This is a genomic window from Evansella tamaricis (assembly GCF_019042215.1).
Lineage (GTDB): Bacteria > Bacillota > Bacilli > Bacillales > Salisediminibacteriaceae > Evansella > Evansella tamaricis.
This window is the reverse complement of the sequence record NZ_JAHQCS010000058.1, coordinates 1-22,721: the sequence shown is the minus strand read 5'-3', so window position 1 is coordinate 22,721 and position 22,721 is coordinate 1. Positions and strand designations below refer to the sequence as shown.

The following is a 22,721-nucleotide window of genomic DNA, read 5'->3' as shown; positions in this document are numbered from 1 at the left end:
CTCCTGCGATTACTCGTCGCAAGGCAGCAAGGATGCAACTCAAGTAGCAGCCTGCCTGAAGTGATCCGAGCCCGTAGGCGCTGGAGCTAGACAATTTGCCCAATGGTGCCAAAACCTTTTAAAGTCCCTTTTAATAAAAGGCTCTTTTCGCATAGATTGTTGTTGTTTAAGTAAATTTTTTGCTTGGATACACTACAGGCGGACGCTTTCACCACAGGCACAAGTGCGACATCTGCTCATTCTTCGCTGTGTCTTCTATGCCGAGGCATCTTCTGACCGAAATCCTTTTCGGCCTTCCCTTTCGGGAACAACTTGAGACAACTTCTGACCGAAATCCTTTTCGGCCTTCCCGTTCGGGCACAACTTGAGACAACTTCTGACCGAAATCCTTCTCGGCCTCCCCGTTCGGGAACAACTTGAGACAACTTCTGACCGAAATCCTTCTCGGCCTCCCCGTTCGGGTACAACTTGAGGCATCTTCTGACCGAAATCCTTCTCGGCCTCCCCGTTCGGGCACAACTTGAGGCATCTTCTGACCGAAATCCTTCTCGGCCTCCCCGTTCGGGAACAACTTGAGACAACTTCTGACCGAAATCCTTTTCGGCCTTCCCGTTCGGGAACAACTTGAGACAACTTCTGACCGAAATCCTTCTCGGCCTTCCCGTTCGGGAACAACTTGAGACAACTTCTGATCGAAATCCTTTTCGGCCTTCCCATTCGGGCACAACTTGATACAACTTCTGACCGAAATCCTTCTCGGCCTCCCCGTTCGGGCACAACTTGAGACAACTTCTGACCGAAATCCTTCTCGGCCTCCCCGTTCGGGTACAACTTGAGGCATCTTCTGACCGAAATCCTTTTCGGCCTTCCCGTTCGGGAACAACTTGAGACAACTTCTGACCGAAATCCTTTTCGGCCTTCCCGTTCGGGCACAACTTGAGACAACTTCTGACCGAATATAAATGATAAGTTATTAATGTACAAAGTTGATCGTTTAGTGATGTACAAAAAAGATAATTAACAGCATAATATTCTAGAGGTGAATATTGTGCATATACAATTGAATATAAACACAGATATAGAAATTAACAGTCTTATAGATTTACCTAAATTAAAAATGTTCATGGGGAGTTTAAATATGAAAATAAATAAAAGTAGGTTAGCTCGAGATATGGGTGTTGATCGAAGAACAATTGATAAATATCTAAATGGATACGAGCTGAATACTTCTCGAAAACGTAGTTCAAAAATAGATGGTTATTATGAAATTATTTCGCTTCTGTTATCAGAGAAGTCTATTCAAAAATTTCATTACAAAAGAGTATTGTGGCAGTACTTAATAGATAATCATGGGTTAGAGTGTTCTCAATCGACTTTTCGAGCCTATATATCAAAGAAGTCCGAATTCCAAAGCTATTTTGAATCAGATAAGCGAAAAAGATCAAACGAGGAAGTAATTCGTTTTGAAACACCTCCGGCGGAACAAGCGCAGTTAGATTGGAAAGAAAACATGAGGTATGTAACAAAGGATGGGGAAATTATTTATGTGAATGTATGCGTCCTTTTACTTGCCTATTCCAGGTTCCGAACATTCTATTTGTCCCTGTCTAAATCTCAAAGTGTCTTATTATCATTCCTTACGGAAAGTTTTGAAGCATTTGGAGGTGTTCCCAAGACGATTCTAACAGACAATATGAAAACGGTGATGGACGAGCCTAGAACCGATTACCAGAGAGGAAAGGTGAATCCACGTTTTCAACAGTTCGCTAATGACATGGGATTCGAAGTAAGACCTTGTATAGCTGGTAGGCCAAGGACAAAGGCGAAGGTGGAAGCTCCCATGAAGTTGATTGATGAAATTGATGCCTATCAAGGAAAGTTCGATTATGAGGAGCTTCATCACTTTGTTCAAAAGCTGTGTAACCGAATCAATCATAGTTATCATCAAGGAACAGGTAAAATACCGATACTGGGGTTAAAAATAGAAAGAAATCTCTTATCACCACTACCAAATGATCGAATAAGAGATTTCTATCGAATTAATCATACACAAGTAAAAGTGAACCCATCAAATATGATCACTTACAAGTCCAATCAGTATTCTGTTCCCAGTGGATATAGTGGGAAAACCGTAGGTTTACAAGTATATGACAACTATATATTCGTTTATTATAACACGAATTTAATTGTCCAACATCCAATTAATCAGAGAAAAATCAACTATAAACAGGAGCACTATGTAGAGACGTTGGCAAGAAGTCTTCCCTATTCAAATAATATCGAAGATCTGGCTATTAAAAATCTTGAGGCAATTAATGAGGTGTATAAAAATGAATAGCAGTTATACAAAGCTAGTCCAAAATTTAGAGTATTTAAAGTTGAAACAAATGGTCTCACATCTTGATGAAACGATTGACTTTATGACAAAAAATGAGCTATCTTTCACAGACACTCTAATCAAACTGACTGATTATGAAATTGATATGAAAGAAATCAATATGATGACGGCGATGGTAAAAGTAGGAGCATTCCCGCATCGAAAAGAAATCAAAGACTTTGAGTTTGATTTTCAACCTTCCATCAATAAGCAGCAAATATTAGATTTTACAACATTGCGATTTTTGGAGTTGAAAGAGAATATTGTCTTTTTAGGACCAAGTGGTGTGGGGAAAACACACTTAGCCACCTCTATAGGGATAGCGGCAGCTAAGAAAAGAACAAGCACTTATTTTATAAAGTGTCATGACCTTATTATGAACTTAAGGAAAGCAAAAATGGAAAGTCGATTAGAGGCACGATTAAAACATTATTCAAAATATAGGTTACTTATTATAGACGAAATTGGATACCTGCCCATTGATGCAGAAGATGCAAAACTATTCTTTCAACTGATTGATATGAGATATGAAAAGAAAAGTACTATTTTAACAACAAACGTTAGTTTTAAAGCGTGGGGAGATATCTTTCATGATCCCAAAATAGCCAATGCGATCTTAGACCGTGTTCTCCACCACGCTACAGTGATAAATGTTTCTGGACAGTCTTATCGTCTTAAGAACCATATGACCCAAAACAAAGAGCCTATGACTGAAAAACAAGGAGATCTAAAATGAACTTATTTACAACCAAAGAAGTAACGAAGTTTTTTCAATCATACGATGTGAAATGCGATGAAAAATTGGTTGAAGAATGGATGAATTCATTACCTGCTAGAAAAAATCCAAGTGCTACAGTGAGTGAAGGTGATCTTTATCAATTTGATGGTTGGTACAGGTTGAAAGGGACTGCTTACGAAGAAGGAATTGATGATCAAACAAAAATCGCAAGATTACTTGAAGAAATTGATGAACTAAAAGGTAAATTAAAAGAGGTACAAAGAGAGAAGAATGATTTAGAAGATAAATTAGGAATTATGCCGTTTTAAACTGGGAATCATCCCTCTCCCCTTATGTAACCCATCTGGGAGAGGGATGAAATTAAAGTTGAAAACCTTGGGTAGATACCTCTACACAAAACAAATTTGTACATTCTTAAACAGTCAAATATGTACATAAATACGTTGACATTTATAACCGAAATCCTTCTCGGCCTCCTGATATGAACGAAAACCGTGTCTGTGTGGTCTTCACCTAGATTTCCTGTCTCTTCCTCTAAAAGCATTGCTCTGTATCTTATCCAAAGGGATTTGCTCGTCGCTGGAGTCCCCGCCTTTCACTTATCCAATCTTTTCTCAAAAAGCAACAAAGTTTACGAAAAGAGCCTAATAAAAAAACGACACAACCCCTCGCTTTAGCGAAAAACCGTGTCGTTATACACAATATGTATGGCGTCCTATTTAGGACTACTGATGTTCGTTTGCTCTGACGACGATTATTCCCCGTCGGTGCACTCACGAATTAATGGTGCCCTTCTTAGGACTACTGATGTTCGTTTGCTCTGGCGATTATTCCCCGTCGGTGCACTCACGAATTAATGGTGGAGCATAGCGGGCTCGAACCGCTGACCTCTACGCTGCCAGCGTAGCGCTCTCCCAGCTGAGCTAATGCCCCGTAGTTTTGGATGATGGTTATTCGAAGATGATCCCTGTTTCTTCCTCTTCTAGTTTATTCTCTGGTGGTGGGTGCGTCGAAATATATCGATGCTCATTCGTGATGCATAGGCTCTGTGTTTCTTCCTCTTCTAGTTTATTCTCTGGTGATGGATGCGTCGAAACAACTCGTTGCTTATGCACAGAAGTAATGCTCGTAGCTGAGCTAATGCCCCGTAGTTTGTTATGCTTTACTCATGTTTTGAATTATAACGATTTTAAATATGCAAATCAACCTTTTTCTCAAAAAAATGTCGATTTTATGAGAAATACTTCTTTTAAGCAGATAAACTTACCTATTTATGTTAATTCTTCAAAAGATTATAAATAAAAGATACCACACAATACCGGCAACTATCGCTGCGACCAATCCAGCCCAAACATTTTCTATTATTATCTTTTTATGTTTTATTCCATCAAAAATTATCCACCCAATAAATATGGTAATTGCAAATACTACGGCCTGAATCATCCGATCTCCCCCTTTTCATACTTTCCCTATCGTATCAGAAAATCGAAAAGGTTGCATCACGTTTGTTTGCCTGTTATTTGTCCATAATGTATGGAGAGACGCCTGAAAGGACTGACTTATATGTACCGGTTTGATTTTATTGTTCAATCCTATGCAAAATTTCATAATTTATTACGAATGTCTGCCATCGTTTTTCTATTTACTTTTATTATTGGGTGTATTATACATTTCCTCGAGCCCTATGCTTTTCCAACCATATTTGATGGATTTTGGTGGGCAGTTGTTTCCATCTCAACTGTGGGTTATGGCGACTATGTTCCCGAAAGTGTCATTGGGAGAATCCTCGGAATTATTTTAATTATTTCTGGTATTGCTATCTTTTCCTTTTTCATTACCAATCTGGCAAGCTCTACGGTACTATCGCGACAAGAAAGAGAAAAGGGAAGAGTAAGTCACCAAAAAGAAGGTCATTACATCATTGTTGGCTGGAACGAACGGAGTCATCAGCTTATTAAACAATTACAGGTAATTCATTCCCATCTAGAAATTGTTTTAATTGATGAAACATTACATAAAAAGCCAGATGAATGTCCTAAAGTTATCTTTATAAAAGGTTCCCCTACTTTAGATGAAACATTTGAGCGTGCAAATGCAAGAAAAGCTCATACGATTATTATCACAGCTAATCTTCACATCGATGAAAAATCCGCTGATGCCAATACAGTATTGACCCTTTTAACTGTGAAAGGGATCCATCCAAGCATCTATGCAATTGTAGAATTAGTTACTACTGGACAAGTAAAAAACGCAGAGCGAGCTGGTGCAAATGAAATCGTAAATAGTTCCAGCCATTTAAGCCTCTTAATGGTGAATGGAATATTATTTCATGGTATGACGGATGTTATCTCCAATATGCTTACACATGGAAAAAAAGACCACTTAGAATTTAAAACAGTTCCAAGCCAATTAATTAATGGAACTTTTCAAAAAGCGATTGAAGAATGTCAAACGAGAGACTCTTTTTTGCTTGGAATTCGCCGAGATAACGATACAATTCTTCATCCAGAGTATGGTTCTATATTACTAAAAGGAGATCAACTGATTTTTTTCAACAGGACTTAGTGGAACCCCCTTATCCCACTAGTCCTTGTCATATAAAATAACTTGTTCTAGTTCTCTGACATGTTCTGTACCCGTCCCAATCCATTCCGTTGGAAAGGGGGAGTCAGGATCATGTGGTGCAGAAAATTGGTTCATTAATGGATTGGGATCAGCAACATTATCATGATCAAGACCACCTTCATAGTCATGTGATAGCAAAAAAGGTCTCCCTAGTCTCACATTAACCCCCTTCGTATCCAATTCCCCATCTATAGCTGTAAAGGGAAGTCGAACAAAAAGATAACTCCCATTGTCCTCCATTTTATAGTCAAAGTATCCATGATCGTACTCCCAACCTCCACCAATTACATATCCTAATGGTTTTAGTTTATTTTCCAGATTTATTAGTTTAACGACCTTATTTTCCAATGGTGACTGAACTTCATACATTGAAACACGACCTCCTGCTTATTCATTCTCTCCTTAGGTTATCCTGAAATGGCTAACTATATGATATTTCAACAATGGAAGGCAGTACTCCTTAAAAAATAGGCCAAAAATAAAAAGGATAAGGCCTATATCTCTGACCTTACCCCATTTATTATCCCATTTTATTTTTCATTCAAACGCTTTTCCAGCTCCAGCTTTTGTTCCTCGAAACCAGGTTTTCCAAGTAGAGCAAACATATTTTTCTTATACGCTTCGACACCAGGTTGGTCAAATGGATTAACTCCCAGAAGGTATCCGCTTAATGCACAAGCTTTTTCAAAAAAGTAAACTAAATATCCAAAATGATACTCATTTAATTCTGGAATGGTAATGACTAAGTTAGGTACATTCCCGTCCAAATGAGCTAAGAGTGTTCCTTGAAATGCTTTTTTATTCACAAAATCCATTGATTTTCCTGCTAAATAATTTAATCCGTCCAAGTCCGATGCCGCTTCCTCAATTAATACTTCTTCTTTAACGGATTCCACATTAAGAACTGTTTCAAATAGGTCACGACGCCCTTCTTGAACATATTGTCCCATAGAATGAAGGTCTGTTGAGAAATCTACTGCAGCTGGAAAAATACCTTTGTTGTCTTTCCCTTCACTTTCTCCATACAATTGTTTCCACCATTCGGAAACGAAGTGCAGAGAAGGTTCATAATTCACAAGTAACTCAATCGTCTTTCCCTTGTTATAAAGGGCATTTCGCACCGCAGCGTACTGATAAGCTTCATTTTCTGCTAAATTAGGATTACTGTATGTTTGACGGGCATCAGCTGCACCCTTCATCATAGATTCTATGTCGAGCCCACTAGCCGCAATTGGTAACAATCCTACCGCTGTTAAAACAGAGAAACGTCCACCAACATCATCAGGTATCACAAAGGATTCATAACCTTCCTCCATTGTTAACTGCTTCAATGCACCTTTTTCCTTATCTGTCGTTGCAAAGATGCGCTTTCTGGCTTCTTCCACACCATACTTTTTCTCTAAATAGTCACGAAAAATCCGGAAAGCAATAGCTGGTTCTGTCGTCGTTCCGGATTTTGAAATAACGTTGATGGAAACATCTTTATCTTCAATAACATCTAACAGATGACGAACATAGGTAGAACTTATGTTTTGACCCACAAAAAATACTTGAGGGGTTTTCCGGTCCTTTTTATCCATCACATTATAGAAGCTATGTTGTAATGCATCTATGGCCGCTCTTGCACCAAGATAAGAACCTCCAATTCCTATAACCAACAAGACATCTGAATCTGATTTAATTTTATTGGCTGCTTTTTGAATTCGAGAAAACTCTTCCTTATCATAATTCACCGGCAGGTCAATCCATCCAAGGAAGTCATTACCCGCACCAGTTTTATTATGAAGTGATTCATGTGCTGCTTTTACTAAATCACCTAAGTAATCAACTTCGTGTTTAGATACAAAATCAGTAGCTTTCGAATAATCAAAAGAAAGTGTATTTGACATTTTTTAATCTCCTCCATTTAAGACTTAGTCCCTCGTTTAACTTTATTAAACTGATCAATAATAATCAAGACATGTATTAAGTGTAAGCGTAACCAATTTCGACAGATTTATTAACAGTTGAAAACTGATGGTTTTTTAAACGAAATACAAGCTCTAATTTAAAGACTTGCCTTTAATATTGCGATCACATCATCTTTTTGTAATTTATTAAAGTTGCCAAACGCTCCCCTTACCATTGCTTTTTCTGCCATAACTTCTATTTGACTGTCATCAATATTATAATCAGCTAACTTGCTAGGAGCACCTAACGAATGCCAAAAAGATTCCAGCGCTTCGATTCCTTCTTCCGCTATTTGCTGATTTGATTTCCCTCTTGGATCAACTCCCCATACTCGAATGGCTAAATTCACAAGTTTTCTCTCTCCTAGTGCCTTATGATGTCTCATCCATTGTGGGAATAGGATTGCTAATCCTCCAGCATGAGGTATATCGTAAACAGCTGAAACAGAGTGCTCAATATTATGTGATGCCCAGTCACCTCTAGTCCCCATTTGAAGCATTCCATTGAGTGCTATTGTCCCTGAATATAATATCGTTTCTCGGAATTCAATATTTTCTAAGTTCTCCACAAGTTTTGGGGCAACCTCTATCACTGTTTTCAATACCGCCTCGCACATATGTTCTTGGAGTGGAGTGTTTTTTTGTTGATGAAAATATTGCTCAAATACATGGGACATCATATCTACCATTCCATAAACCGTATGATCCTTCGGTACTGATACAGTGTTTACAGGATCCAAAATAGAGAACTTAGGAAATACAAGAGGACTTCCCCATCCATATTTTTCATGAGTTTCCCAATTAGTTATTACTGACCCTGAATTCATTTCAGACCCTGTAGCTGCAAGGGTCAGAATCGTACCAAATGGAATTGCAGCTTCTACAGTTGTCTTTTTAGTGACAAGATCCCATGCATCACCGTCATATTTTGCTCCTGCTGCAATTGCTTTCGTACAATCAATGACACTGCCTCCTCCAACTGCTAAAATTACATTAATATTATTTTTCTTACAAAGGTCAACTCCCCTATGTACTGTTGTTAAGCGAGGGTTCGGTTCCACCCCAGCAAGTTCTGTTACTTTAAATTCCCCTTCACTTAATAAAGAAATGACTTCATCATACAGGCCATTTCGCTTAATACTTCCTCCTCCATAAACTAATAATACATTTTTTCCATAGTTCCCTAATTGTTTTACTAGTTGTGCTTTTACTTGCCCTTGCCCGAAGATTAAGCGGGTTGGGTTATGAAAAATAAAGTTTTCCATCTTATCTACTCCTCGTGATCAAATTTTCTCTACCTAATATTATTCCTCACTTCCCCCTAAAAAAGCAAAGAAATACAGTTACTAAAGATTTTTTTTATTCCAATGAATAATGGCAGGCAACTTTAATCATTCTAAGGGCAGGAGCATAAATAGCTTCTGCAACTCGATTTTACCCCTGATAAGGAGGTGAGGAGCGCATGAGCGGTATCCAACGTACAGCGTTGACCTTAGCGATTATAGGCGCAGTGAACTGGGGATTAATTGGCTTCTTCCGTTTTGACCTCGTAGCAGCTATCTTCGGTGGTCAAGCTGCCGGTTTCTCCCGCTTCATATATGCCCTCGTAGGATTGGCAGGGTTATATTGCATCTCAATTCTGTTTAAACCCGATGAAGAGTTGGAGCGTAGTCCAGAACCACAACGTTAAACAAGATAGTCATGGACACCACAAAGAGAAAGTCATTGGAGTAAGACTGTAGCTCCAAAAGTTAATTGTACTTGTTTAAGGTTATGATGTTATTCATTCGAATGGTGAATCATTCGAAAAAAAGAGGTAGCTCATTATTGAGCTACCTCTTTACGTTGCCTGTAAAATGACTTGTTATTTTTTAATACGTTTATTTAGATCAGCTTGAATTTCATTGGATTCCTTTAACCAAGATTTAAGCTTTTCTTCCAGCGTATTGAAACCTTGACCTTGGGCAGAAGATTGTTGATTTGGACGGTTTCCACCTCGTCCGCCGCCACCACCGCCAGCAGGACGTGATGGACGTTCTGGACGCTCCTGACGTTCTGGTTTAGGTTGAGTTTCACGGATAGATAATGATATTTTTCCAGTCTCCTCATCAACTGTTAAAATCTTTACTTTCACTTCATCACCAACGGAGAGATGGTCATTTATATCTTTAACAAATCCGTGTGCAATGTGTGAAATGTGTACAAGGCCCTGCTTTTGATCATCTAATGCAATAAATGCACCAAACGGCTTAATACCAGTCACTTTACCTTCAACGATACTACCTACTTCATATTGACTTGACATGAAAACAACTCCTAATTATTTATTAACTGGTTAATTATATCACAAGTTTATTTCTCTGACAAAAACACTCCCTTTGTAATTACTTATTCCCATTCTTTCTCCACTAAAACTTTACATTATTAGTTTGCTTTTTTATGATATTCGTATTCCTAAGATAACCTTTCAAATTTAATTAAAACTGGGAACTTGTTCAAAAATATCGTATAGGAGTAAACATAATGGGGATACTAGAAAAGTGTACAACCTAGTATCCCCCCTTTTCAGCAAAGTGTTATAACACTTTGCTTTTTCATTATTATATTTATTACCCATTAGTTCTTTTAATAAAGCGATCCATACGCTTAATCGCTTCCTCTAAATGAGGTAAAGAAGTAGCATAGGAACAGCGGATATGCCCTTCTCCTCCCGATCCAAAAACATTCCCAGGCACTACTGCAACATGTTCTTCTAATAATAGTTTTTCTGCAAATTCCTCAGAAGTTAATCCGGTTATTGTTATGGAAGGAAATGCATAAAATGCCCCACCTGGCATGTGGCAATTCAGTCCAATATCTTTTAATGCCTTAACAAAGTAATTTCTCCTTTGACGATAGCTTACCTTCATGTTTTCCATTTCTTCTTTCCCATTTTTCAATGCTTCAATGGCTGCATATTGAGCCATAGTAGAAGCACACATCATTGCATATTGATGAATTTTTAACATTGCCTTCGTATAAATTTCAGGTCCTGCAACATAACCCAATCGCCATCCTGTCATAGCATAGCTTTTGGAAAAACCAGAGATTAAAATCGTTCGCTCCCACATCCCTTCTATGGAAGGGATGCTCACATGAACGGAATCGTATGATAATTCCCCATAAATTTCATCTGATATAACTAATAAATCGTGTTCAATAATTACTTTTGAAATTTCCTCTAATTCCTGTTTTACCATGATTGCACCAGTTGGGTTACTTGGGTAAGAGAGCATAATACCTTTTGTCTTATTAGTTATCCTTTTTTCAATTTCCTCAGATAATACCTTGAAATCATTCTTTATGGAGGTGGGAACTGGAATAGGTACACCGCCCACTAAAGATACAAGAGGAGCGTAGGAAACAAAGCAAGGTTCAACGATTAATATTTCATCTCCTGGATTGACTGTTGCCCGTAATGCTAAATCAATTCCTTCACTGGCTCCCACGGTAACTAATACTTCATTTTCCGGAGAGTATGAAGTACCAAAATTTGTCTTTAGATAACTGGAAATTTCTGACCTTAACTCCATTAAACCTGCGTTTGCTGTATACGAAGTTATTCCTCTTTCAAGGGATGCAATACTTGCCTCTCTAACATTCCATGGTGTAGCAAAATCAGGTTCTCCTACTCCTAAGGAGATAACATTATCCATCGTAGATGCTAAATCAAAAAAACGCCGAATTCCAGATGGTTGTATTCGTTGTACAGCATCTGATAACTTTACCTGCTGGCGTGTGTTAGAGACTGTCATGGTGATACCACGATCCTATGATCTTCATCATGATCTTCAAAAACGATTCCATCGTGTTTGTATTTTTTTAGTTGGAAATGGGTTGTCGTCGATAATACAGAATCAAGTGCAGATAATTTATCAGAAACGAAATGAGCAATCTCTGACATGGTTTTTCCTTCAATAACTACAGAAAGGTCATATGTTCCTGACATTAAGTACAGAGCCCTTACTTCTTTAAAACGATATATACGTTCAGCCACTTCATCAAAACCAACTCCCCGTTTCGGAGTGACCTTCACATCAATCATTGCGGTTACACTTTCTGTTGTATTTACTTTACTCCAGTCCACAACAGCAGAATAGCCTAAGATTACCCTCTGTTTTTCTAAAGATGCAATCAGTTCTGATATTTTTTCTTCCGATTCATCCAACATCATTGCAATTTTTTCTGTTGATATTCTCCCCTCTTTTTCTAAAAGATGAAGTAACTCTTTTTCTTTCTCTGTCATCATTTTCCCTCCAATAAAATACTGATCCGCAGGATAAGAAAAGCGCAAGCGCCTTTGGTCACGAGCGTAGGGCAGTGGAGGAATGACAACCTGAAGTCCGCTCTTTGACTTCAGGTGTCACTTCCGAAATGCCCCGTAGTGAGTAGGCGATGGAGCTAGACAACTTGCCCGAAAGTGCAAAAACTTATACTTTCTTACCTTTCTAAAAAAACAGGTTACTCGTCCTTTGTATCAGATAATTTCTCATTTTATTCTTTATTCTACACTAACCCTTACATACATTGTGTACAAAATTGTATTAAAATATGGAAGGGCAAACACACTTTAGGAACAGTGTATGCCCTTTAGTATTCTGAAGAAACACTTTCCTTACTGATTTATATAATAACAGCTTCATTATCTTATATCGATATAAATTTCAGAAAGTTCTAGATATTTAGTGGAGTCTTTACACCATATGATATATCCGTTATAATAACAACATATCAACAGTGTTTAAGGTTGTAACTTTGCCAAATCTTCCATATTAATAAAAGAGACCTCATGGTCTATCATGAGGTCTCCATTTTTTTACAATAATTTTTTTACTATGCTAATCGGAATACTATCCCATGGCCACCTTTAGGGTATTCCCACTTAATATTATCAAATGGACAGCCAATACGACAACTTCCACATTCGTGACAACCTTCAAACCCTACAAACATTCGGTCCCCTTCCCATTTGTAAACATCTGCCGGGCAAAAAATAGTACAGTCTTTATCTGGACATTTAGTTGCACACACATCATGGTCCCTTACTTCAAGATGAGATTTTGTATCACAATTAAAGCGCACTAAATACTGTTTTTCTTCAAGTGTTTTTGCCATCTTATTTCACCGCCTTCCATGCTCGATAAAGATCTTTTGCCACTCCTAACTTACCTCTGCCTGCTGTAAATGAGTTCATAATTTTCTTTTGTTTATCCCACTTTGGTGTTCCATCTACAGTAAACATCGTATTCATTGCACGGTTCATAAGTGGTACATATTGTTCAAAGTATTGAGGATGCTCTTCAAATGTATGAGCCGCATCTCTATATTTTTTCAAATCTTTTCCTATGAAACTATCATATAAATCTGTTCGATAAGAATCTAAGTTTCTTTCAGAGAATTCTCCTAAATCTTTTGCTTTCAGAATAGTCTCTGCAGCCATTTTCCCTGATGCCATTGCCATGTTAGACCCTTCACGATGTATTGCATTAACCAGTTGTGCAGCATCTCCAATAACCATTACTCCGTCTCCAACAAGTTTAGGGATAGAATCGTATCCACCCTCCGGAATTAAATGGGCCAAATACTCCAGTGATTCAGCACCTTCAATATAAGGTTTAATCATTGGATGTGTTTTTAAGTCTTCCAACAATTGATGAGGTTTCATTTTCTTTTTAATCATTCCTGATAAGGTAGTCCCGACACCAATATTTATACTGTCTTTATTTGTATATAAGAACGCAGTCCCTAAAGCCCCTTTTGTGGCATCTCCAAATATTTCAACTGAAACTCCTTGGTTCTCTTCCACATTAAAGCGTTCATTAATTGATCCTTTTGGCATTTTCATAACTTCCATTACTGTTAAAGCAACCTCATTGGGCTTCCACTCTTTATGGAATCCCAGTTTCTTTGCAAGCAATGAGTTGACACCATCAGCTAATACAACTACATCTGCATAAACGTCTCCATCGGGGCGATCTGTACGTACACCAACTACTTTTCCATCTTCCACAATACATTCTGTTACAACAGTTTCATTAATAAGTAAAGCTCCTTGTTCCACTGCTTTATCAGCAAACCATTTATCAAATTTAGCCCGAAGAACAGTAAAGTTATTAAATGGTTCTTTTCCCCACTCTAGCCCTTTGTAACTTGTTGTAACCATAGATTCTTTATCTAAAAACCAGAATCGTTGCTCCACAACAGGGCGTTCTAGAGGCGCTTCTTTCCAAAACTCTGGAATAATATCTTCCATTTGTTTACGATATAATATTCCACCCATTACATTTTTGGCACCCGGAAATTCACCACGTTCTATTAATAGGACTTTTAATCCATTTTTAGCAGCAGTATAGGCACAGCTTGTTCCGGCAGGGCCCGCTCCAACAACTATCACATCAAATTTTTCAGACATGTGCGACACCTCCCTCTTCTGCTTCTACTTCATTTTTTAATGCCTTCTTGAACTCTTCCGTTAAGAGTGGTACGATTTCGAATGCATCAGCTACTACACCAAAATGAGCGACATTAAAAATTGTGGCATCTGGATCATTGTTTATTGCAATGATCATCTCCGAGTTCTGCATTCCAACAACGTGTTGAACTGCCCCCGAGATCCCTATGGCAATGTATAGCTTCGGAGTAACGGTTGCACCAGTTTGCCCTACTTGGTGATCATGTCCACATAGTCCCATTTCAACCACATCACGACTTGCTCCTACAGTTGCATTTAATACATCCGCCAATTGTTCCACCATCTTAAAGCCTTTTTCATCCTTTATCCCTTTACCTGCTGAAACGATAATTTCCGCTTCTTCCAGATTAACTGCTGCTTTTGCACTTCTAACAATCTCAATTACTTTCGTCTTAAGATTTTCTTCTTTTAAGGAAATACTTTCTTCAATGACTTCACCAACACGACCTGGTTGTGGGTCAAGCTTTTTCATGACTTTAGGTCTTACAGTAGCCATTTGAGGACGATGTTTTTTACAAAGAATAGTCGCCATAATATTTCCACCAAAAGCAGGGCGGCTTGCTTCAAATAATCTTTTTTCTAAATTTACGTCTAATAATGTAGTATCTGCTGTTAAACCTGTCATTACTTCAGTTGCAACTGCACTTGCTAAGTCTTTTCCATTTGCAGTCGCTCCGTATAGAAATATTTCAGGTTTATATTTTCGAACGAGATCTCCAACTGCCTTCATATATGTTTCTGTACGGTATTGTTCTAGAATAGGATCATCAATTACGTAGACCTTATCTGCCCCATATTCAAAAGTATCTTTTGCAAGATCCTTCACATTACTGCCTAGGAGAACTCCGCACAGATCCACTTCGAGTTTATCTGCTAATGCACGGCCTGCACCTAAAAGCTCCAAACCAACGTCTACCAGTTTTCCTTCCCGTTGTTCTATAAATACCCATACTCCTCTATATTCCTCTAAGTTCATGCCTGCTCCCCACCTTTCACCTCAAAAAGCTCGCGTTTTTCCAACATATGTTTTACTAATTCACTCGCTTGCTTTTTGACATCACCATCGATCATTTTTGCCCCTTCACTTTTAGCTGGAGGCCACATTTTGCCAACAATAGTTGGTGATCCTTTCAAACCTAATTGCTTTATATCCACGTCTTCCAAATCATCTACTGTCCATACAATTGGTTCGTATCGAGCTGCACGAAGCATGTTTGGCAGAGGGGAATAAGCAACTGTGTTGATCTCCTTTTCTACTGTCAATAGGCATGGAAGTTTGGACTGGATTATTTCATATCCTTTTTCGATTTTTCGACGGACTTTCATTTGTTGACTATCTAAATCCACTTCTTCCACTTTAATCACGTTGGTTAGTGGTGGAATCCCAATTCTTCTTGCAATTCCAGGACCTGTCTGTCCAGTATCCCCATCAATCGCATGTTTTCCGCATAAGACAAGATCAATACCGTCTTGTTTCATCAGCTTTTGAATTGCTTTGTACAGAGCATAACTAGTTGCTAATGTATCTGCCCCGGCAAATCTTCTGTCTGAAATTAAATACCCTTCATCTGCACCAATTTCCACACATTTCTTGATGGCTTCCCTCGCCATCGGAGGTCCCATACATAACACAGTTACCTTTCCACCATGAATTTTCCTTAAGCGCACAGCTTCTTGAACTCCATGTGCATCATAAGGATTTAAAATTGCTGGTGCACTGGAACGATCCAATGTGTTCGTTTTTGGATTGATTTTAATGATCTTCGTATCTGGTACTTGTTTAATACAAACAAGAATATTCATGCTTTCCCCCACCCTCTTTCAAACGTACTATTTTTTTAGCAAACTATGAATATATGGATTGTTCATTCATTCACGAACTTGCCTATGGCACATTATTCAATTGTTCAATTGTTCACGTACAAGTGTACAATAAATAGATACTTTCTTTTATTCCATCATTCATGATTATTCTGTGGAAATGATTTTTAAAATATGGTATTTATGTCAGTGCGGAAAAAAATCGATGCTGAAATTGCGGATTCCCCAAAGATGAAACGTCGGTAAACCTCCCCTCAAATAACTATTTCCCCGTCAGTAGCAAGGAAACTCAATCTTTTAACCTTTTTTAAACTATATAACACAAAAAGGTCTGAAAGCGTTTTCCTTAGTATAGTTATATCAAAAATTAAGCTCTCAAACAACCATAATTTGGTCTGTAATAAAAAAAAACAAAATTTTTTAACATTTTATGTTTGTTAATACATTTTAATTAAGCGTAATAAAAAGAAAGACAAAACAGGAAACAAAGAAGCTTTGTCTCACCGTTTTGTCATAAATTTTTATTATATTTATTTAATATTATAGATTACGAAGTGTGAGTAGCCACTTCTTTCTTCTTAAAGATATAAACTGATATACTAAGCATTGCTACGACTAGTAGTACTGTACTAACTACGGACAACCAAAGACCATCATTAGCTTCTCCAGTTTGAAACAGATAATAACTATGTGATGCAAGCATACCCGGTGACCATTGCATAAGTTCAGGAGTAATACTGCTTAATAAACTTAGAATGATTGAAAGTCCAAGTGTTAAGGCAGCAACAGCAGCAGTACTTTTAAATATTGTACTAAAAAGTAAAACAATTGTTGTAACGAATAAAAGCCAAAGCGTATAAACGACAAAGCCGCTCACAACATCTGAAGCAGGAACACTCCCAATAAGCTGATAAGTATAATAAAGTGCTATGAGAAATCCTGATAAATAGGATACAAATGCTAGCAATGTCATATGAGCCCATTTAGATAACATATAAGCTGTGTAAGATACCGGTTTTACTAATACCATAATATTTGTTCCACTATTTCTCTCCCCTGCTACAACTCCCATGAAAGCCAATACTAATACAAGTATCCCAATTTGGTTAAATTGCCCCAGTGTTTCTGCTAATACTTGCGGTGCTGTGGGCATTGGAAACTCCATAATTACACCTTCAGGCATTCCACCAAAGTTCTTTAAAATTTCAGGTAAATAATATGAAGTGACTGGCTGTGTAATTCCTAAAAGAATAAATACTAGTGGTATCCAGACCCATTTAAAATTCCGAAGTGATTCTTTAAATTCTTTCTTAAATAAGATTGTCCATTGTTTCATTTTCCAGTCACCTCCATGAAGAGGTCTTCCAGCGTAGTTTTTGCAACTTCAAAACTATTAATTTTCAACTTTCGCAGTGATTCATCGGTAAGAAGGGCTTCCCTAGCCATATCCATATCTTCCACAGTAACTGTAATTTTGTTTTTCTTCACATCCATGTGTCGAAGCCACTCCTTCTGCTTAATGGTAGTGCTCCAATCTTCAATCGGTTCTTCTGTATTCAAGTATATTGTAGGTTTTTGATATTTTCTTTGTAATTCCACTAAATCCCCTTCAATTATTAACTTCCCTTTTTTTATAATGAAAATTTCTTCGCAAATCTCCTCGGCATCATGTAAAACATGTGTGGAAAAGAGGATGGATGTTTTCTCTTTTAATGTTTTCATCAATTCGAGAACTTCTCTACGACCTATCGGATCTAAGGCTGAAACAGGTTCATCCAAGATAAGTAATTTAGGACTGTGTATTAATGACTGTGCAATTCCAAGCCTTTGTTTCATCCCCCCTGAATAACCGGAAACACGTTTCTTCTTATCTTCCGAAAGTCCCACAAGACTTAATAATTCATCAGATCGACTAAGCGCCTCTTTTTTTGTAAGCCCTGCAAGTTGTCCCGAAAAAATGATATACTCTTCTCCTGTCATCCAGCCATAAAACTTGGGATATTGAGGTAAATACCCAATATACTTTCTCCGGTCTCCCATATAACGGTCATCAAAGGATATTGTTCCTGATGTGGCATTTATCAAGCCGGTTAACATATTTAATGTTGTTGTTTTTCCAGCCCCATTTGGTCCTAATAATGCCGTACAAACACCTTCCTTAATAGAAAGATCAATTCCATCCACAGCATTCGTACCATTATATGTTTTGGTTAATCCAACTGTCTTAATTAAACCCACTATTCACTCCTCCTCCCAAAAATAAAATAAAGGATTGGTCCAATTAAATTTACGAAAACAATAACAAGAATCCAAACCCACTGAGGACCGTTTGTCTTTCCGTGTTTAAAGCAATCAACCATAGCTACAATCATCAAGACAAAACTTACAATAGCTATTGGAGCAAGCAAGTCCCACCGAACACTTTGCAGCTCATTTAATATTTCTTCCATCTTTTATCCCTCTCTCCGCTCTTTAATTACAAGTATTGGATTATTATGTAAATTTTATATTTCGACAGTATTAGCTATTTCCCCTCCAATTATTCTAATACAAAACGGACAACCTCTATAAAATACGTTCTTTTGACACAAAGGTTTCACAAAATATTCGGGGACCTGGCCCCCGAATATTTTGTGAACATTATTCATAAATATTTTCTTCACTGAAATGCTACAAAAGAATCTGTCCTAATTCAATGTGTAACTGTAATATAGATATGTTACGTTGAATAATCGGGAAATAAAGATATCATGATTTTTTGAAACTTCCTCTCTTTTATCAACGTAGATTATTAATAGAACTAGATTATCAATGGGGGTTTATTAATGAAAAAATGGCTGTTATTAATTATACTTGTTTCATTCTCATTTTTAGGAGCTTGTAGTACAGAACTGACAGAGGATGCAGCATCAATTGAAGAGATTTTAAACAACTCAATCGCTGCAATGGGGGATTTGACAAGTTACTCTATGACACTAGAATCCGAACAGACAATGGGATCCAACGAGGATGATAGTATAACACTAGCAACTAAATCTGAAATGGATCTCTTACTTGAACCACTCTCATTCTATCAAAATATTACAATGAATCTAGAAATGATGGGTATCGATATGAGTTATGAATCATACTTTACTGAAGACCTAGGATTCTATATGGAGGAACCTTTCTCTGGTCAATGGTCAAAGTTACCAGATCAATTTAATGAGGAATACATGAGTCTGACAGAAACCCAATTAAGTCCTGAAGAGCAACTACTTCCTTTTAAAGATTATATTTCAGAACTTGCCATGACTGAAGATAACGATCATTACACTATTCAACTTGTGGGTTCTGGAGCAGACATGCAAACTTTAATGGAGCATATTAGTGGTTTGGCAGGAGAAGGTATGGATGATATGTTCTTTGATGTTATGTCAGATCTAGATATACATTCAATCGAATATGAATTTATAATTGAAAAAGAAACATACTTTCAAAAGGAAGCTAACATTTATTTAGAATTAACTATGGATGTTATGGGAGAAAAAATTACTCTTGAGCAACGTTCCAGTGTTATCATGTATAATTTCAATAGTTTAAATGATTTCACTATTCCTGAAGATATAATTAATAATGCAGTAGAACTAGACGATGAGGATTTTATGACTGATTTCAACTTTGATTTTTAAGAATTATTAAGGAGGCCTCTATTTTAGAGAGCCTCCTTTTTACTATATTTTTGTAGCAGGATTATTAATATATCCCAAAAACACTGGCACTCCTGTATTGTTTTCACGAATTTGAAAAATAAACGGTCGATTAACTACCATTTCAAATGTATTTTCCGAGCCAACCGAACCTCCACGCATTTCTACTGAAGAAACTGCTGCTGCTTCTGTTCCTTCTTCACTTACTTCCATGTACGCTTTATGTTTTACATCACTAATAAATATTTCCTCTTCCTTACTAACCATATTTAAAAAATCAGCTGTCGAAGGATTAAAAGCGGAATGCATACTTAATGACATTAAAATATTATTTAAATTTAAATCTGATTCTAACTTAAATTTAGGCAATATTAATGTGCCAACCTTTTCCGATTCTGGACAAATCCAAATTTCGTCCCCCTTTAAAAATTCATTGATCAACTTCTTCATGTTCACTGTTTTTTTAGGTAAAATAATTTCCATATATAAACTATTGTTACTATAAGGTAATTTAATTATTTCATATAAGTCTGTCTTATCGTATTTCAGTGATTCCTTCAACATCATAAACGGAACAGTTATTTTGGATTCATTTTCTGAAATAAAAAAATCATTTGAAGTCAATTCCTTATCAAACGGTTTACTCCAATTTCCCTGGAAATATACTGTATTAATTAAAAGTAAGATTAAGGAATTATTAATTTCATCTACAATCTCCTCTACTTTCCCCTCTGTACGTAATTTAATCCAATTATTTATTTGTTGTTTTGTAGTAATTTCTCCAAAGTGTGCATTATAATTTTTTTTTATGAATTCCACATAATCATTTTTTATCATTAAATCTTCTTTTATCCAGAAGGAGTTGGCCATATTTAAATCTAATTCTTTTTCATACTCTCTCAAAGTACTTTGAAGTCCTTTGTGAAATAAATGCATTTTATTTTCCTCAACATCTTTTATTTTTAAGACTTGAAGTATCTCCTTCTTTGTTTGACCATTTGCTCCTGGTAAAACCATCGCTAAAGCTGTGTATATACTTAGTGGACTAAACAACTGGTTTTTTCCATTAAATAGCTGATCTAATAAATTTAATCCGAAATTTTCAACTCTTTCATTCATTGTCTCAGGACTATCATATTGGTCATTTCCATATTTTCCATCATCGCTCCCTGGCACTATTTATTCCCCCTCTTAAATATAGAAATGTCAGTGTACTTTACAACTTACCTCTAGTTTATGTATTTCAGCTCTGCTAAAGCACCTCAATCAAAAATCAATTAACCTTCGTAAAACTTATCAAAGTCAAAAAAAAACTTGGGTGGAATAAATAACACCAAATGAATTTATGGGTTATAATAGACTTATAAAAGATAAGAGTTGGTGTTTATTTATGCGTACAAAAAATCGACTAGAAGCTAAAGATTCTAAATACTATAAGCCTGAAATAACTCACTGTCCTAAGTGTAGTGAGAAATTAGTTTATTGCCATCCTGTATGGAGAAAAACAATTTCAACCTTAGAGGGTGAAGTTAAAGTTATTAACTTGGGTTATCGGTGTGATAACGAAACATGTTCAAATGATACGACCTATCGGTCGGCACAAGCTGAACATATAAGTATGAAACATATTACGTATGGTATGGATGTCATTGCCAATATTGGATATTTGAGATTTCAAGAACATAAAACCCGAACAGAAATTATGGAGATATTAAACGAAAAACAAGTAAAAATCTCTGACAGGCAAGTTCAGAAATTATATGAGAGATATGCATTATTACTTCGTGCAAATGCTAAAGAAAATGCCGAAGGTATTTTAAATCACGTTGTAAAAGAACATGGTGGGATTATTCTTTCCATTGATGGCGTACAGCCAGAGAAAGGAAATGAAACATTATATGTCATCCGCGAAGTTCTAAGTGGTACAGTCTTAGCAGCGAAAAATCTTAAAAGTAGTGCCTCAACAGAGTTAATGGAGTTAATTAAGCCTGTAATGGATTGGGGATTTCCGATCCAGGCATTTGTAAGTGACGGACAACAATCTATTCGATTAGCTATCGAAAAATTAGCTCCTACTATTCCTTATCAATACTGCCAGTTCCATTACTTTAAGGATATTGCCAAACCATTGGTTGAGAAAGACCGCAAATTAAAAACAAATATTAAAAAGAAGCTACGTGGTATACGTGCAGTAGAACGAAAAATAGATCAAATGGGCACCAAGACACATGAAGCAGAAATAGCTGAGGACTATATCGCAGCTATTCGTTCTGTACTTCTTGATGATGGAAAGCCTCCCTTTGACTTACCTGGAATGAGAGTATATGAACGTTCAAAAGCTATAAAGACCTCGATGGAAAAATGTCGAGATAAAAAAGGGGACTACTCTACTTGAAATGCTTATCAGAATAATCAGTCATTTTGAAGATTTTCAACAAGATTATGAGCTTGTTTGTCGTTGGTATACCAGATTTCAGAGAATCGCTACAATTATGGAGCCTTCTGATAATAAAACAAGTAACTGGGTGGAAAAAAGGTTAGGACATTACCTTAATCAGATTAAATCTAGTTTGAAGAATGAGTGTGACAGACCGTTTTTAGAGAACTTATTAAATTACAGTAAAGGGTTCTGGAAGGGATTGTTTGCCTGTTATGATAACACTCTTATTCCAAGAACAAACAATGATTTAGAATTGTTTTTTAGAAGAACCAAGCAGAAACACCGACGGATTACAGGTAGTAGAACATGGAACCGTTACATCATAAGACATGGAGAAAATATTGTATTTGCCGACAACACCAAACAGGAAAGCTGTGCATTACAAGCAATACAAAATGTACCATATGATCGCTATCAACAAGAATCGTCCACATGGACGAAACGAATTTCTGAACATACTAAACAGAGAAGATTTAAGAGAGACCCAAATGCATATTTAATCAACATTGAAAAGAGATGGAGAGAGAACAACTAACTTATTGTGTTAGTTGTTCCGTCTAAGAAAAAAAA

At 36.9% G+C, this 22,721-nt stretch carries 24 protein-coding genes and 1 tRNA gene; 8 read left to right on the top strand and 17 right to left on the bottom strand.

The features are described from left to right. Positions 1–1,048 precede the first annotated feature (1,048 nt). From istA to KS419_RS05290, 3 genes are read left to right on the top strand one after another with little or no spacing between them, the layout of a single operon-like run. A complete protein-coding gene (istA, locus tag KS419_RS05300; RefSeq protein WP_217065033.1) occupies positions 1,049–2,338 on the top strand; it encodes an IS21 family transposase in 1,290 nt (429 codons plus the stop codon). After that, positions 2,331–3,113, top strand: a complete 783-nt coding sequence (gene istB / locus KS419_RS05295) for an IS21-like element helper ATPase IstB (RefSeq protein ID WP_217065032.1) — start codon at positions 2,331–2,333, stop codon at positions 3,111–3,113. Before istA ends, istB begins: the two co-directional genes overlap by 8 nt. Beyond that, positions 3,110–3,424 carry a hypothetical protein gene (locus tag KS419_RS05290; protein ID WP_217065031.1) on the top strand — a complete coding sequence of 105 codons (315 nt, stop codon included), beginning with the start codon at positions 3,110–3,112 and terminating at the stop codon, positions 3,422–3,424. The genes istB and KS419_RS05290 overlap by 4 nt, the downstream gene beginning before the upstream one ends. Positions 3,425–3,973: 549 nt before the next feature. On the opposite strand, the gene KS419_RS05285 is transcribed toward KS419_RS05290, so the two are convergent. The 3 genes from KS419_RS05285 to KS419_RS05275 all read right to left on the bottom strand — a co-directional run bounded on the left by KS419_RS05285 (position 3,974) and on the right by KS419_RS05275 (position 4,559). Beyond that, positions 3,974–4,049 (bottom strand) — tRNA-Ala (locus KS419_RS05285). Between the two features lie 17 nt (positions 4,050–4,066). Beyond that, entirely contained in the window at positions 4,067–4,231 is a 165-nt protein-coding gene (locus tag KS419_RS05280; RefSeq protein WP_217065030.1) for a hypothetical protein, read from the bottom strand. A 169-nt stretch (positions 4,232–4,400) separates the two neighbouring features. Further along, complete coding sequence (locus KS419_RS05275) at positions 4,401–4,559, bottom strand: hypothetical protein (protein WP_217065029.1); 159 nt, start codon at positions 4,557–4,559, stop codon at positions 4,401–4,403. A gap of 120 nt (positions 4,560–4,679) precedes the next feature. On the opposite strand from KS419_RS05275, the gene KS419_RS05270 reads away from it, so the two are divergent. Continuing rightward, positions 4,680–5,681 carry a potassium channel family protein gene (locus tag KS419_RS05270; RefSeq protein WP_217065028.1) on the top strand — a complete coding sequence of 334 codons (1,002 nt, stop codon included), beginning with the start codon at positions 4,680–4,682 and terminating at the stop codon, positions 5,679–5,681. An 18-nt stretch (positions 5,682–5,699) separates the two neighbouring features. Here KS419_RS05270 and KS419_RS05265 read toward each other — a convergent pair whose 3' ends face one another. The 3 genes from KS419_RS05265 to KS419_RS05255 form a co-directional block, all read right to left on the bottom strand. Next, the gene (locus tag KS419_RS05265) at positions 5,700–6,110 is read right to left on the bottom strand and encodes a YugN-like family protein (RefSeq protein ID WP_217065027.1); all 411 of its coding nucleotides are present in this window, start codon (positions 6,108–6,110) and stop codon (positions 5,700–5,702) included. A gap of 161 nt (positions 6,111–6,271) precedes the next feature. Further along, positions 6,272–7,630 carry a glucose-6-phosphate isomerase gene (locus KS419_RS05260; RefSeq protein WP_217065026.1) on the bottom strand — a complete coding sequence of 453 codons (1,359 nt, stop codon included), beginning with the start codon at positions 7,628–7,630 and terminating at the stop codon, positions 6,272–6,274. A gap of 158 nt (positions 7,631–7,788) precedes the next feature. Then, on the bottom strand, positions 7,789–8,955 hold the full coding sequence (locus KS419_RS05255; protein ID WP_217065025.1) for an iron-containing alcohol dehydrogenase: 1,167 nt from the start codon (positions 8,953–8,955) through the stop codon (positions 7,789–7,791). Positions 8,956–9,152: 197 nt separating this feature from the next. On the opposite strand from KS419_RS05255, the gene KS419_RS05250 reads away from it, so the two are divergent. Continuing rightward, complete coding sequence (locus tag KS419_RS05250) at positions 9,153–9,380, top strand: DUF378 domain-containing protein (RefSeq protein ID WP_088076342.1); 228 nt, start codon at positions 9,153–9,155, stop codon at positions 9,378–9,380. 174 nt (positions 9,381–9,554) lie between these two features. Here KS419_RS05250 and yugI read toward each other — a convergent pair whose 3' ends face one another. The 10 genes from yugI to KS419_RS05200 all read right to left on the bottom strand — a co-directional run bounded on the left by yugI (position 9,555) and on the right by KS419_RS05200 (position 18,472). Then, positions 9,555–9,995: a S1 domain-containing post-transcriptional regulator GSP13 gene (gene yugI / locus KS419_RS05245; protein WP_217065024.1), complete on the bottom strand. Its 441-nt coding sequence runs from the start codon at positions 9,993–9,995 to the stop codon at positions 9,555–9,557. A gap of 304 nt (positions 9,996–10,299) precedes the next feature. Then, complete coding sequence (locus KS419_RS05240; protein WP_217065023.1) at positions 10,300–11,484, bottom strand: aminotransferase; 1,185 nt, start codon at positions 11,482–11,484, stop codon at positions 10,300–10,302. After that, entirely contained in the window at positions 11,481–11,975 is a 495-nt protein-coding gene (locus KS419_RS05235) for an Lrp/AsnC family transcriptional regulator (protein ID WP_217065022.1), read from the bottom strand. The genes KS419_RS05240 and KS419_RS05235 overlap by 4 nt, the downstream gene beginning before the upstream one ends. 587 nt (positions 11,976–12,562) lie before the next feature. Continuing rightward, positions 12,563–12,844: a ferredoxin family protein gene (locus KS419_RS05230; protein WP_217065021.1), complete on the bottom strand. Its 282-nt coding sequence runs from the start codon at positions 12,842–12,844 to the stop codon at positions 12,563–12,565. A gap of 1 nt (position 12,845) precedes the next feature. Beyond that, complete coding sequence (locus KS419_RS05225) at positions 12,846–14,141, bottom strand: geranylgeranyl reductase family protein (protein ID WP_217065020.1); 1,296 nt, start codon at positions 14,139–14,141, stop codon at positions 12,846–12,848. Further along, positions 14,134–15,177 carry an electron transfer flavoprotein subunit alpha/FixB family protein gene (locus KS419_RS05220; protein ID WP_217065019.1) on the bottom strand — a complete coding sequence of 348 codons (1,044 nt, stop codon included), beginning with the start codon at positions 15,175–15,177 and terminating at the stop codon, positions 14,134–14,136. Before KS419_RS05220 ends, KS419_RS05225 begins: the two co-directional genes overlap by 8 nt. Next, positions 15,174–16,004: an electron transfer flavoprotein subunit beta/FixA family protein gene (locus tag KS419_RS05215; RefSeq protein WP_217065018.1), complete on the bottom strand. Its 831-nt coding sequence runs from the start codon at positions 16,002–16,004 to the stop codon at positions 15,174–15,176. Before KS419_RS05215 ends, KS419_RS05220 begins: the two co-directional genes overlap by 4 nt. 565 nt (positions 16,005–16,569) lie before the next feature. After that, positions 16,570–17,358: an ABC transporter permease gene (locus tag KS419_RS05210; protein ID WP_217065017.1), complete on the bottom strand. Its 789-nt coding sequence runs from the start codon at positions 17,356–17,358 to the stop codon at positions 16,570–16,572. Beyond that, a complete protein-coding gene (locus KS419_RS05205) occupies positions 17,355–18,260 on the bottom strand; it encodes an ABC transporter ATP-binding protein (protein WP_217065016.1) in 906 nt (301 codons plus the stop codon). The genes KS419_RS05210 and KS419_RS05205 overlap by 4 nt, the downstream gene beginning before the upstream one ends. Next, the gene (locus KS419_RS05200; protein ID WP_217065015.1) at positions 18,260–18,472 is read right to left on the bottom strand and encodes a PLD nuclease N-terminal domain-containing protein; all 213 of its coding nucleotides are present in this window, start codon (positions 18,470–18,472) and stop codon (positions 18,260–18,262) included. The genes KS419_RS05205 and KS419_RS05200 overlap by 1 nt, the downstream gene beginning before the upstream one ends. 375 nt (positions 18,473–18,847) lie before the next feature. On the opposite strand from KS419_RS05200, the gene KS419_RS05195 reads away from it, so the two are divergent. Next, on the top strand, positions 18,848–19,693 hold the full coding sequence (locus KS419_RS05195; protein WP_217065014.1) for a DUF6612 family protein: 846 nt from the start codon (positions 18,848–18,850) through the stop codon (positions 19,691–19,693). Positions 19,694–19,735: 42 nt separating this feature from the next. Here the strand turns inward: KS419_RS05195 and KS419_RS05190 are convergent, their stop codons facing one another. Further along, a complete protein-coding gene (locus KS419_RS05190) occupies positions 19,736–20,887 on the bottom strand; it encodes a serpin family protein (protein ID WP_217065013.1) in 1,152 nt (383 codons plus the stop codon). A 214-nt stretch (positions 20,888–21,101) separates the two neighbouring features. Here KS419_RS05190 and KS419_RS05185 point away from each other — a divergent pair, with 214 nt between their 5' ends. After that, positions 21,102–22,106, top strand: coding sequence for a transposase (locus KS419_RS05185; RefSeq protein ID WP_217064921.1), 1,005 nt, complete (start codon positions 21,102–21,104; stop codon positions 22,104–22,106). Between the two features lies 1 nt (position 22,107). After that, positions 22,108–22,686 (top strand): hypothetical protein, encoded by a 579-nt coding sequence (locus tag KS419_RS05180; RefSeq protein ID WP_217064922.1) that lies wholly within the window; start codon positions 22,108–22,110, stop codon positions 22,684–22,686. The last annotated feature ends 35 nt before the right edge of the window (positions 22,687–22,721 follow it).